Here is a 12,318-nt window from a genome sequence, read left to right as displayed (position 1 = left end):
TCCCGTTCAGTTGGTCGGCACCGGCAATGACGCCGGAGCCCTCGGCGACAAGAGTTTTCATCACCCGATCCGCTCGAAAGGCACTCGGAATCCAACGAAAGGCCCGTCTGATGTCCGACCGCATGACTGTCCACCACGCCACTTACGACCTGTTGCGCACGCTGGGGCTCACCACCGTGTTCGGCAACCCCGGTTCGACTGAGCAGTCCTTCCTGCGCGACTTCCCCGACGACTTCACCTACGTTCTGGGCCTGCAGGAGGCCTCGGTGCTCGCGATGGCCGACGGATTCGCCCAGGTGCGGCGCAAGCCGGCCCTGGTGAACCTGCACACCGCAGCCGGCACCGGCAACGCGATGGGATCGTTGGTCGCCTCGTACAAGGCGAACACCCCGCTGATCGTCACCGCCGGGCAGCAGACTCGCGAGATGGCTCTGGTGGACCCCTATCTGAACAACCGCGACGCCACTGCGTTCCCGCAGCCGTGGGTCAAGTGGGCATATGAGCCGACCCGGGCCGAAGACGTGCCTGCAGCCTTCATGCAGGCCTACGTGGTGGCCATGCAACCCCCGAAAGGCCCTGTCTTCCTGTCCATTCCGCTCGACGACTGGGACAAGCCGGCCCTGGGGTCCGCGGTGGTGCGCGCAATGAGCGAGAGAGTGGCGCCCGACGCCGGCCGGTTGGCCGAGTTCGCCGAACGGATCAGCAGGGCACGTCGCCCCCTCCTGCTGCTGGGCCCTGAGGTCGACCGCGACGGCGGCTGGGACGCGGGCATCGCCTTCGCCGAGAAGCTGAAGGCTCCCGTGTACGGCAGCTCCCTGCCAGACCGGATCTCGTTTCCGGAGAATCATCCCCTGGCTCAGGGGCCACTGCCCATGACGATCGCCGGCGTCAACGAGGCGCTGCGCGGCTACGACCTCGTGATCGCCGTCGGCGCGCAGGTCTTCCGCTATTACCCCTTCGTCGCCGGCGACTTCCTCCCCGAGGGCACCGAGGTGCTGCAGATCACCGCGGACCCACACCTGTCGGCGATCGCTCCGGTCGGCGACAGCATCGTCGGCTCGGTGCGCATGGCGCTCGAGCAGTTGGTCGACATGATCGAGGTGCCCGATGACCGGACAGTGCCGACGCCCCGGCAGCTGCCCGAGGTCACCGACGTGGAGCCCGCGGCAGCGCCTCTGACCGCCGATCAGGTGTACCACGTGATCCGAACCGTCAAGCCCGAAGACTCGGCGCTGGTCAACGAGTCCACGTCCACCATGGCCGAGCAACTGGCCTGGTGCCCCACCACCAACAGCGACAGCTTCTTCTCTACCCCCAGCGGTGGAATCGGTTGGGGGGTGCCCGCCGCGGTGGGCATCGCGCTGGGTGACCGCGAGCGAGGCGTGGACCGCCATGTGGTGGCGACGATCGGCGACGGTTCCTTCGAGTACTCGGTGCAGGCGATTTGGACTGCGGCACAACACAAGTTGCCGATCGTGTTCGTGGTGTTCCGTAACGGTGAGTACGCGATCCTGAAGTCGTTCGCGTTGCTGGAGAAGACTCCTCATGTCCCCGGTCTGGACCTGCCGGGCCTCGACATCGAAGCGCTGGGCAAGGGATTCGGCCTGCGATCGGTCACGGTGGACGGAACCGAGTCACTGGCCAAGGAGTTCGAGGCCGCGTTGGAAGCGGACGGACCCACGGTGATCGTCGTTCCCACCACACCGCAATTGCCCTTTTTGGGTTGAGAGGCGGGAACCGTCGTGCACGCCATCCAGCTGTCCCGCCACGGCGGGCCCGAGGTCCTCGACTACACCGAACTGCCCTCACCCACTCCCGGGCCACGTCAGGTGCTGGTCAAGACCGAAGCCATCGGAGTCAACTTCATCGACACCTATTTCCGCACCGGCGCCTATCCGCACCCGCTGCCTTTCATCCCCGGTTGTGAGGTCTGCGGGGTGGTCACCGAGGTGGGCAGCGAGGTCAGCGGGTTCCGTGTCGGCGATCGAGTGGCGACCGCCGACACCGACGGCACCTACGCCGAATACTGTGTCGCCAACGTCGATCTCACGGCCCACGTTCCCGCCGGCATCTCCCCTCAGGTTGCGGCGTCGGCTCTGCTCAAGGGCGAGACATCACACCTTCTGCTCACCTCCGTCTACGCAGTGAAGCCCGGAGACACGATCCTCGTACATGCCGGTGCCGGCGGGGTGGGGCTGATCCTGACCCAGTGGGCCGTCAACAAAGGGGCTCGGGTGATCACGACCGTCTCGACTCCGCAGAAGGCGGAGATGTCGCGGCAGGCCGGTGCCTGGCACGTGCTCGACTACCCCGATGACCCGGATGCGTTCGGGCGCGCGATCCGTGATCTCACCGACGGAGAGGGGGTGGCAGCTGTGTACGACGGAGTGGGAAGGTCCACATTCGATGCCAGCCTGAAGAGCCTTGCGATCCGAGGCACCCTTGCGCTCTTCGGTGCCGCCAGTGGCCCGGTGCCACCGGTCGATCCTCAGCGGCTCAACGCCGCCGGGTCGGTGTACTTGACCCGGCCGTATCGCACGCACTTCAACCGCACCGCCGACGAATTCTCCTGGCGTGCCGGTGAACTCTTCGACGCCATCGGATCGGGGGCCATCACCGTCACCGTCGGAGGGACCTACGCACTGCGCGACGCCGCCCAGGCGCACCAGGACCTGGAAGCCCGCCGCACCCGCGGCTCGACCATCCTGGTGCCGATCTGACGGAGAGCGCCGAGGGGGGCACTGTTCCGGTTAACCCCCATCGCGAAGGTGGCGGTACCGCCAATGTCAGGCACGATCCTCGAAAGTCAGAATCAGCCATGACCATTTCCCGCCGCGGCGCGGTGCGCCGCCAGCACGGAGGGTACCGACGGTGAACGGACCATCCTGGCGTGCCGAGATCGATCGCCGGTCAGTGCTGGCCGGACTCGTGGGCGTCGGCGCGTTCCTCGCCGTCGATCTCGGCGCCGTCGCCTACGCGAACGACTGGATCAGGCCTGCCGCCAGGTTCACCCGACAGACCGTCATCGACGGCCTCCGTGGCGTTTACGGGACACACCTGGGCTTCCGCAAGAACCACGCGAAAGGTGTTGCGGTGTCCGGCTATTTCGACAGCACCGGGAACGGGTCGGCACTGTCGACAGCGGCCGTTTTCCGATCCGGCCGCACCCCGGTCCTCGGGCGCTTCTCGCTGGCCGGCGGTGACCCGTTCGTCGCGGACACTCCTGGCGCTGCGCGCGGGCTGGGTCTGGCCTTCGACCTGCCGCACCGCCGGCAGTGGCGCACCGCGACGCTGAACCTGCCGGTGTTCCCCGACAACTCGGCCCAAGGGTTCCTGGCCAGGGCCCAAGCGGGCAAGACGGTACCGGGCACCGGTCAACCCGACCCGGCCAAGATGGCGGCATTCCTGCAGGCCCACCCCGAGACGGCGGCAGCCATGCGAATCATCAAAAAGGCCCCGCCGACAACGGGTTTCGCAGACAGTACGTACTCCAGTCTCAACACCTTCTACGCCGTCGACGCCGCGGGGGTGCGCACGCCGGTGCGCTGGTCGTTCGTCCCCTTAAACACCGCGCTGCCCGCCGGATCGGGACGCGATGGCCTCTTCGATGCGCTCGTGCGGCAGATCCGCAGCACACCGCTGAGCTGGAGGCTCGAACTCGTCGTCGGTCAGGCATCGGATCCGCACGACGACGCCACGCTGCCGTGGCCGGCCGACCGGCAACGCATCGATGCCGGAACTCTCACCCTGACCTCGGCCCGGACCGAAGCCCCCGGCAACGCGCGGGACGTCAACTTCGATCCATTGGTGCTGCCGGATGGCCTCGAACCCTCTGCGGACCCTCTCCTGAGCGCCCGGTCCTCGGTGTACGCCGCGTCTTATCGGTTGCGCACCGGTGAACCGTCCTCGCCGCCGGCGGTTCAGGTCGACGAGGTACGCGCATGACGGCCCCCCGGCGGTTCGCGGTGCGCTCCCGAATCCTGCACTGGATCACCGCGATCGGAGTCTTCGCTGCCCTGCTGATCGGCTTCGCGATGGTGAATTCCATCGGCTCCTACGCCGCGCTGGTCGCGGTGCACATGAGTATCGGCATCATGATCCTGGTCGTCACGGTGGTGCGCCTGGTCAATCGCCGCGTCACGCATCCGCCGGCGTGGCCGCCGACCGTCGGACGATTCGAGGGGAGGATCGTCACCTACTCAGAGCGGCTGATGTACACCCTGCTGCTGGTACAACCTCTGGTCGGCTGGGCCATGGTCTCCGCGGCGGGTCGGCCGGCCATCGTTGCCGGGTTCCATCTGCCTTCGATCGCGCCGTTCGATGCGGACGTGTATTTTGCTCTACGGCAGACCCATTCGGTACTGGCCTACCTCCTGGTGGTCGTCATCGCCGCCCACGTCTGTGCGGTATTGCTCCACACCCTGACGCTGCGCGACCGCATGCTCTCGCGCATGACGTTCGGGACATCGGGCGACAGGCCAGTCACCACTGCGAAAGGACCGTCATGAACGCCAGTCTCCGGACCCTGCGGGTGAGCCGCGTCGTCGGCGCGGCCGCCGCCCTCGTGGCTGCGTGCGTGGGGCCCCAGGCTGCCGGGATCGCCGCGGCGCAGCCGGCACCTGCCTGCCCGGCGGTCGAGGTCGTGTTCGCCCGGGGAACGCTGGAGGCACCGGGGATCGGAGACACCGGTCAGGCACTGGTCGATGCGCTGAACACTCGCCTGAGCGCACCAGTGGCCACCTACGGAGTGAACTACCCGGCCTCGCTGGACTTCCCCACCGCCGTCAGCGGCGTCGCCGATGCCGCGGATCACATCCAGTCGGTGGTGAGTAGCTGCCCGCAGACGCAGATCGTGCTGGGCGGCTACTCCCAGGGCGCCGCGGTCGCGGCCTACACCACCTTCGATCACGTGCCACCGGGATTCATCCTGCCCCCCGACATCGACGGGCCCATGCCTGCCTCCGTCGCGCCGCACGTGGCTGCGGTCGTGCTCTTCGGCACACCAGACCCGTTCTTCCTCAACCTCGTCGACCGCAATGCACCGTCGTTGACCGTCGGGCCCCTGTACGCGGACAAGACGCTGCAGCTGTGCGCGCCGGGCGATCCGGTGTGTCAGCCGGGTGCTTTCGATCGGGCCGCCCACAGCGCCTACAAGAGCAACGGCATGGCCGACCAGGCGGCCGCCTTCGTCGTCGATCATCTGAACGGCGGCGCCGACTCTCAGTGATCCGCGCCTGAGGACACGAAAAAGGGCGCCCGCTGCTGCGGGCGCCCTCTGTGACGTTCGTCGATCAGTTGTGGACGGTGGTGTCCACGTGCGGCACGTGCACGTGGGGGAACAGCTGGTCGTACCACGGGTAGTAGTCGTTGCTGTATCCGTAGCCGTGGTGGCCGTAGCCGTAGCCGCCGAACCCGAACCCGCTCTGGTCGGCCTGGGCCGGACCAGCGAAACCGATCACGGCGGCGGTCATCGCGCCGGCGACCATGCTCATCAATCCGAACTTCTTCATTGCTATCGCCTCTTGTCGTCTCTGCTGGGCGGTGGTGCCGCCTACGCAGGGTCAAACAGCATTGCGGGCGATTTGATTCCATCGATGTCCGAGCCGGCGCGCCCGAAGAGGAAACCCTGCCCTCGTGCACACCCCCATTCGAGTAGACGGTCGCGTTGTTCGGGCCGCTCGATGCCCTCGGCGATCACGGTCATCCCGACACGGGGACCGAGCTCGACGATCGCCCGGGTGAACATCGCACACCGCTTGTCGTCGAGCATCCCTGCGATGAACTGCCTGCTGATCTTGATGATGTCGAACGGATAGTCCACCAATTTCTGCAGGCCGTTGAAACCGGTACCGACGTCGTCGATCGCGATCTGCACTCCCAGTTCCCGCAGTGCCTCCAGGTCCCCGCACAGAGAACGGGCGGCATGACCGGCGTGTGTCTCGGTCAGCTCGAGCACGAGCCGGTGCGGGTCGAGGCCGCTCACCTGCAGCGCGGACAGGACATCGCTGCGTAGGTCGCCGCGTTCGAGTTGACGGCCCGAGACGTTGACGTGGACCGCGGCCTCGGACCAGCAGCCGGTCCACGACACGGCCTGGTGACACGCCTCACCGAGCACCCTGCGACCGATCGCCGGCATCAGGACCGACGCTTCGGCCATCGTCAGGAAGTCCCCGGGCAACAACAACCCCCGGTCGGGGTGTTGCCACCGCAGCAATGCCTCTGCTGCAACGTTTTTCGCGGTGTCCAGGTTCACGATCGGTTGGAAGTGCACTGCGAGCTCGTCGCGGTCCAGGGCGCGGGACAGTTCGGATTGCAGCTGTGAGTCCTGCCGCGGGAAAGGCGCTCGAGGGACATCGCCGCTGATGGCGACACAGTCTTTGCCGTGGCGCTTGGCGGAGTACATCAGCTTGTCGGCGCGCTGCAGCAGCGTCTCTCCCTCGCACCCCGGTTCGGCGAGCGCGACCCCGACACTGACCGACAGCTGGTCGTAGATCCGCCCGTTCCCCAGCGTCACCGGTCGGCGCAATTCTGCTCTGATGCGTTCGGCAGCACGGCGTAGGGCCTCCGCATCGCGCACCTGCGGGCAGAGCACCGCGAACTCGTCGCCTCCCAGGCGCGCGGCGGTGTCCTCCGATCGGCTCACCGAAGTCAACCGTTCGGCAACGGTTTTGAGTACCTCGTCGCCGCAGGCGTGCCCCCAGGTGTCGTTGACGGCCTTGAACCCGTCGAGGTCGAGGAAGATCAATCCGACTCCGGTCGCCTCGGCGCGGCCGGCAGCTGTCAGAGCCGCTTCCACGCGCTCCATGAACAGCGCGCGGTTGGCGAGGCCGGTCAACGGATCGTGCGAGGCCAGATGTGTGAGCTCGGCTTCTACGGCCTTGCGCTCGGTGATGTCCGTGGCCACGCCGATGTAGCCGACACATCCGCCGTCGCGGTCGGTCATCTGAGAGATGGCCATGCTCACGGGCACTCGGCTGCCGTCGCGGCGGACATAGGTCCACTCCCGGACGTCGGCGGTCCGCGGGGTGAGGTGCTGGAGGAAGACGTCCTGCGCCCGGGCGATGCCGAGCTCGGCCGCCCTCTCCTGTACCTCGGGCAGGTGGTGGAACACGATCGGAGAGCGTCCGATCATCTCCGCGGCAGACCACCCCAGCAACCGTTCGGCGCCGTGGTTGAACACCGTGATCCGCCCTGCCGCGTCGGTGCCGATGATCGCCTGCTCGTATGCCGCCTCCAAGACCCCGGCGAACAGATCATGCGCCGCCCGCAGTTGCTCGGCGTGCTGCCGTTCCTCGGTGACGTCCCGGAAGGCGGCGACGGTGAAGGCCGGCCGCAGCGCCAATGGGGCGGTGGTCAATTCGATGACCCGGTTCTGCGCCTCGATCACGAGATCCCGCTTACCGGCGACACCGGTCCCGGCGTCCCGAACGGCCTGCGCGATGTCGTCGATGTGACCCGACGACACGGCTCGAGAGTTCTTCACGACGACGTCGCCGTCGGCATCGGTGAGCACCACGCTGTCGTGGATGCTGTCGAGAACCGCACCGAGGAGCTCCGACGTGCGGTCCGCCGCGTCGCGCGCCCGGGAGAGCTCCGCGATCAACCGCGCGCGGGAGTCGCGGTAGAGCGCGAGGGTCAGCACCACGACGGTCAGGCTGATGACCATGGCCTGCGCGAGCAGCGCGCGCAACTCGACGTCGGGGACGATCAGCGCGCCCCTGTTGCGCAAGGTGGCGCCGACGATCCAGGCGCCCGCGATCATGAGGAAGGTCGTCGCCACCGTGGTGCTGTAGCGCAGCGCCAACCAGACCGCAGGCACCAGCACGATGAACGCGATCGGGACGCCGGTGTTCAGCCAGAAGGCATATACGAAGGTGACGACGGCGGTGCATGTCACTGCGATCGCTTCCGGAAGACCTCGAACGGTGAAGCGCGGCCACGCCCAGGTGATTTCCTTGGCGCGCAGCCAGATCGAGACGCCCAACAGCACCGAGGCGCCGTTGCGAACGGCGAACAGCGCGAACGTCTCCCCGAAAGAGTCGCCCTCGACGACTCGGAAGTATCCGGCGGCCAACACCGCCGCGGCGCTGGTGCCGACGACCACAGCTACGACCAGACGGGCGAGGTCACCCGGATCTCGCAGGGACGCCACCCGTCCGCCGCGCGTCAGCACCGCCACCGTCACCGCGGCGAGCACCAGATTGACCAGCACGAACCAGGCGGCGAGCGGCACCGCCGCACCGGTGGCCAGGTTCACGACGAAGGTGAGAGCGACCAGCAGGGCGACGTGCGCGCCACGCTGTTGTGCTCGGCACGACCGGGTCGCGAGGAGCCAGATGGTGGCCACGGCGGCGGCCGGCCACACCAGTGAGATCTCGTCACCGCCGAGCCGCGTGGCACGCCCTGCCACTATCGCCAGGCTGTAGGCCATCGGGAAAGCGACGAGATACGCCAGACATCGACCGGTGCCCACCATTGCCACCCTTTGCTTGAGCGTCAATAAACAGCATGGGCGCTCGGCGGCGTTTTCGTCGGCGAATCGGTCCGGTCAGTCCCTCGGCCAGACGATCAACGGTACCGGCAACGCTCGCAGGATCTTGGCGGCCGACCGGCCGAGGAACAGTCGCCGGGGCGCGGCCAGCCGGCTCGACCCCACCAGCACGACCTCGCTGTCGGAGAACTCGACGCCCTCGACGGCGTCTTCCAGCGAGCGCCCCCGACCGACGATGCTGGTGACCGGGCACTCGGCCGGTAACCGCTGGTGTGCCTCGGCGACCAGCCGGGCCGCGTGTTCCTGCGCAGCGCGGGTCCATTCGTCGCCGTCGCCTCGCACGTCCTCGTCGAGTGCCACCAGCGACATCAAGCGCAGCGGAACCCGCCATTCGCCGGCCAGCCGGACGGCGTTGTCGAACAGCACCTCGTTGCCCGGCCGCAGCCCGACGGCGCAGGTGATGCGAGAGACCCCGGGCTGCGCTCGGTACTGAGCCGGCGCGAGGGCGACCGGCACCGGAGAGGCGTGCAGCAGTGCATCGGCGAGGCTGCCCAGACCGAACCGGCCGCTCCGCACGCGGTGATAGGTACCGACCACGATGAGCCCGGCCTCGCCGCGGTCGGGGTCGGTGGCCGCATCGAGCAGCCCCTGGGTGATCGAGTCGGCGCGCTGCACCGTGGCGTCGGCGGTCACGCCGTCGGGGACCCGCGACAGGCCGTCGCGCAACCATTCTCGGGCCTGCTCATCGAGCTCGGCGTTGAAGGCCTGGTCAGGGGAATACCGCTGGAACGTCGGTGCATCGCTGGGCAGCACCGACACGAGATCGAGGGTGGCTCCGGAGGAGCGCGCCAGGGTGGCCGCGACGTTCACTCCGTCGACGCCGCGCTGACGCGGACCGTACCCGACGACATATCGCATGGCTGGTCACGGTACAGAACCGCCGAGGTTGTGGTAAGCCCCGTGAGTACCTTTTTCCACCAGCGAGATGGCGGTGCCACCATGACTCAGTCAGCCTCCGGCTCCTCGGGTTCTCCCGCGCTGGCCCGCACCCTGGGTCTCTGGGCGATCGTGTTCCTCGGGCTGGGTTACATGACCCCGACGGTCGTGTTCGACACGTTCGGCATCGTCTCCGACGAAACCGGCGGCGTGGTTCCGACCGCCTATGTCTTCGCGCTGGTGGTCATGGCTTTCACCGCGATCAGCTACGGCCGGATGACGACGGTGTTTCCCTCGGCCGGTTCGGCGTACACGTACACCTCGGCGACGATCAGCCCCAACTTCGGCTTCCTCATCGGGTGGGCCGCGCTGCTCGACTACCTGCTGCTCCCGCTGGTGAACGCGCTGATCATCCGCAGCTACATGTACTCGTTCTTCCCCGATGCCCCGCAGTGGCTGTTCGTCGTCGTCTACGTCGCCGCGATCACCGGGATGTGTCTGTTCAGCATGACCAACACGTCGCGGGTGAACATGCTGCTGGTGGTGTTCGAGGTGGTGCTGATCGGGGTGTTCCTGATCCTGGCCGCCAAGTCCCTGATGGACGGCGCTGGTAACGGGACGTTGTTCTCGACCAAGCCGCTGTGGCACGAGGGTGTGCATCTCGACTTGGTGATCACCGGCGCGACGATCGTGGCGTTCTCGTTCATCGGGTTCGACGCGATCACGATGTACACCGAGGAAGCCAAGGATGCGTCGACAGTGCCGAAGGCGATCCTGCTGGCGCTGCTCATCGGTGGCGCCATCTTCTTCGTCGCCGCCTTCTTCACCCAGTCGCTGTTCCCGGACGTGTCGAACTTCAGCCAGGAGTCGCTGGAGAACAGTGCGCTGCCAGAAATCGCGTTCAACGTCGGTGGGCATCTGTTCAAGATCCTGCTGACCGCGGCGGCGTTCGCGGCCACGGTGGCTTCCAGCCTCGCGTCACACGCGTCGGTGTCGCGTCTGCTGTACGTGATGGGGCGCAACGGTCGCGGCCCCGTCGGACGCTTCTTCGGGTACCTGCACCCGAGCTTCCAGACGCCGTCCTACGCGATCATCTTCGTGGGTCTGGTGTCGCTGCTGGCGATTGCGTTCAACCTCGATTTCGTCGCCTCGCTGATCAACTTCGGCGCGCTCATCGCCTTCACGTTCGTCAACCTGACCGTGATCGTCTACTTCGCCTACCGCCGCCGTGAGGTCAGCGGCGCCGGCCAGATCTTCCGCAACGTCGTCCTGCCCGGTGTCGGTGTCGCGGCCACGGTGCTGCTCTGGCTCTACCTGTCGCCCGAGTCCACCCGGTACGGAATCATCTGGTTCGCCATCGGAATCGTTGTGCTGCTGTGGCTTACGCGCTTCTTGCGGCGGCCGCTGACGGTCAACATGGGCGAGCCGATACCCGACGCCGACGAAGTCAACCCGCCCCGGAACACCGCGACCTAGACTGGCGGCGCACGGCTTGTACTCGGCCCGTTCAACGAGCCCGATCTTTGAGGAGCGAACTGTCGATGAGCACGTCTATGTACGCAGTGGTCGACCCGTCCACCGGCGAGTTGGTCAAGGAATACCCGACGGCCACCGACGAGCAGATCGAGCAGGCGATCGCCGCGGCCGATAAGGCGCACCGCGAGTGGTCGAAGACCTCCTCGGTCGCTGATCGGGCCGCGCTGATCCGCCGGGTCGCCGAGCTGCACGAGGAGCGCAAGGACGAGCTCGCCCGCATCATCCAGCGCGAGATGGGCAAACCGCTGGACCAGTCGGTCGGCGAAGTGGAGTTCAGCGCAGCCATCTACACCTACTACGCGGACAACGCCGAGAAGTTCCTCGCCGACGAGCCGATCGATCTCCTCGAGGGAGACGGTTCGGCGCTGATCCGGCGGAGCTCGGTGGGCGTGCTGCTCGGCATCATGCCGTGGAACTACCCGTACTACCAGGTGGCCCGTTTCGCCGGGCCGAACCTGACCATCGGCAACACCATCGTCCTGAAACACGCGCCGCAGTGCCCGGAATCGGCTGAGGCGCTGCAGAAGATCTTCAGCGACGCCGGCTTCCCCGAGGGGGCCTACGTCAACGTCTATGCCACCAACGAGCAGATCGCCGACGCGATCGCCGATCCTCGAGTCCAGGGTGTGTCGTTGACCGGTTCGGAACGGGCCGGCGCCGCCGTCGCGGAGATCGCGGGCCGCAACCTCAAGAAGGTCGTGCTGGAGCTCGGCGGTTCCGATCCGTTCATCGTGCTGTCGACCGATGACCTGGACGCCACCGTGGAGGCAGCGGTCGACGGGCGCTTCGAGAACACCGGGCAGGCGTGCAACGCCGCCAAGCGCATCATCGTCGCCGAGAACGTCTACGACGAGTTCCTGGACAAGTTCACCAAGAAGGTTCTGGGCAAGGCCGACGGTCTGGCCCCGCTGTCGTCGGTGGCCGCCGCGGAGCGGCTGGAAGATCAGGTGAAGCGAGCGGTGGAGGCCGGCGCCCAGCTGACCAGCGAGGGTGAGCGCAACGGCGCCCACTTCCCGCCGGGGGTGCTCACCGACATGCCGCGTGACTACCGCGAGGAGCTCTTCGGGCCGGTCGCCTCGGTGTACAAGGTGGCCGACGAGCAGGAGGCTGTCGAACTCGCCAACGACACCCCGTTCGGGCTGGGCTCCTACGTGTTCACCACCGACAGCGAACAGGCCAAGCGGGTCGCCGACAAGATCGAGGCCGGCATGGTGTTCGTCAACGCGGTCGGCGCCGAGGGTGCCGAGCTGCCCTTCGGCGGTGTGAAACGCTCGGGTTTCGGCCGCGAGCTGGGCCGGTTCGGGATGGACGAGTTCGTGAACAAGAAGCTCATCCGCATCGTCGATTAGCACCGA

The 12,318-nt window shown here is 67.2% G+C and carries 10 protein-coding genes; 7 read left to right on the top strand and 3 right to left on the bottom strand.

Going from position 1 to position 12,318, the window contains the following annotated elements; translation table 11 throughout:
• Window positions 1–110 precede the first annotated feature (110 nt).
• From mdlC to MHN84_RS09925, 5 genes are all read left to right on the top strand, one after another.
• Entirely contained in the window at window positions 111–1,727 is a 1,617-nt protein-coding gene (gene mdlC / locus MHN84_RS09945) for a benzoylformate decarboxylase (RefSeq protein ID WP_241204460.1), read from the top strand.
• Between the two features lie 15 nt (window positions 1,728–1,742).
• Window positions 1,743–2,720 carry a zinc-binding dehydrogenase gene (locus MHN84_RS09940; protein ID WP_241204459.1) on the top strand — a complete coding sequence of 326 codons (978 nt, stop codon included), beginning with the start codon at window positions 1,743–1,745 and terminating at the stop codon, window positions 2,718–2,720.
• A gap of 151 nt (window positions 2,721–2,871) precedes the next feature.
• Window positions 2,872–3,945: a catalase family peroxidase gene (locus tag MHN84_RS09935; protein WP_241204458.1), complete on the top strand. Its 1,074-nt coding sequence runs from the start codon at window positions 2,872–2,874 to the stop codon at window positions 3,943–3,945.
• Entirely contained in the window at window positions 3,942–4,508 is a 567-nt protein-coding gene (locus tag MHN84_RS09930; protein WP_241204457.1) for a cytochrome b, read from the top strand. The genes MHN84_RS09935 and MHN84_RS09930 overlap by 4 nt, the downstream gene beginning before the upstream one ends.
• On the top strand, window positions 4,505–5,227 hold the full coding sequence (locus MHN84_RS09925; protein ID WP_241204456.1) for a cutinase family protein: 723 nt from the start codon (window positions 4,505–4,507) through the stop codon (window positions 5,225–5,227). The genes MHN84_RS09930 and MHN84_RS09925 overlap by 4 nt, the downstream gene beginning before the upstream one ends.
• Window positions 5,228–5,291: 64 nt before the next feature.
• Here MHN84_RS09925 and MHN84_RS09920 read toward each other — a convergent pair whose 3' ends face one another.
• The 3 genes from MHN84_RS09920 to MHN84_RS09910 form a co-directional block, all read right to left on the bottom strand.
• Window positions 5,292–5,510 (bottom strand): hypothetical protein, encoded by a 219-nt coding sequence (locus tag MHN84_RS09920; RefSeq protein ID WP_046364887.1) that lies wholly within the window; start codon window positions 5,508–5,510, stop codon window positions 5,292–5,294.
• A 41-nt stretch (window positions 5,511–5,551) separates the two neighbouring features.
• Window positions 5,552–8,473 carry an EAL domain-containing protein gene (locus MHN84_RS09915; RefSeq protein ID WP_241204455.1) on the bottom strand — a complete coding sequence of 974 codons (2,922 nt, stop codon included), beginning with the start codon at window positions 8,471–8,473 and terminating at the stop codon, window positions 5,552–5,554.
• A 75-nt stretch (window positions 8,474–8,548) separates the two neighbouring features.
• On the bottom strand, window positions 8,549–9,409 hold the full coding sequence (locus tag MHN84_RS09910; RefSeq protein WP_241204454.1) for a universal stress protein: 861 nt from the start codon (window positions 9,407–9,409) through the stop codon (window positions 8,549–8,551).
• Between the two features lie 81 nt (window positions 9,410–9,490).
• Between MHN84_RS09910 and MHN84_RS09905 the strand changes: the two genes are divergently transcribed.
• Together MHN84_RS09905 and MHN84_RS09900 are read left to right on the top strand one after the other, a co-directional pair.
• On the top strand, window positions 9,491–10,903 hold the full coding sequence (locus MHN84_RS09905; protein WP_241204453.1) for an APC family permease: 1,413 nt from the start codon (window positions 9,491–9,493) through the stop codon (window positions 10,901–10,903).
• A gap of 65 nt (window positions 10,904–10,968) precedes the next feature.
• The gene (locus MHN84_RS09900) at window positions 10,969–12,312 is read left to right on the top strand and encodes an NAD-dependent succinate-semialdehyde dehydrogenase (RefSeq protein WP_241204452.1); all 1,344 of its coding nucleotides are present in this window, start codon (window positions 10,969–10,971) and stop codon (window positions 12,310–12,312) included.
• Window positions 12,313–12,318 lie beyond the last annotated feature (6 nt).

The organism is Mycobacterium sp. PSTR-4-N (assembly GCF_022348085.1).
GTDB lineage: Bacteria > Actinomycetota > Actinomycetes > Mycobacteriales > Mycobacteriaceae > Mycobacterium.
This window is presented reverse-complemented; position numbering and strand designations above follow the sequence as displayed.

Coding starts and splice junctions, on each gene's coding strand:
- mdlC (WP_241204460.1), top strand. CDS start 111: ATGTCCGACCGCATGACTGTCCACCACGCCACTTACGACCTGTTGCGC.
- MHN84_RS09930 (WP_241204457.1), top strand. CDS start 3,942: ATGACGGCCCCCCGGCGGTTCGCGGTGCGCTCCCGAATCCTGCACTGG.
- MHN84_RS09925 (WP_241204456.1), top strand. CDS start 4,505: ATGAACGCCAGTCTCCGGACCCTGCGGGTGAGCCGCGTCGTCGGCGCG.
- MHN84_RS09920 (WP_046364887.1), bottom strand. CDS start 5,510: ATGAAGAAGTTCGGATTGATGAGCATGGTCGCCGGCGCGATGACCGCC.
- MHN84_RS09910 (WP_241204454.1), bottom strand. CDS start 9,409: ATGCGATATGTCGTCGGGTACGGTCCGCGTCAGCGCGGCGTCGACGGA.
- MHN84_RS09905 (WP_241204453.1), top strand. CDS start 9,491: ATGACTCAGTCAGCCTCCGGCTCCTCGGGTTCTCCCGCGCTGGCCCGC.
- MHN84_RS09900 (WP_241204452.1), top strand. CDS start 10,969: ATGAGCACGTCTATGTACGCAGTGGTCGACCCGTCCACCGGCGAGTTG.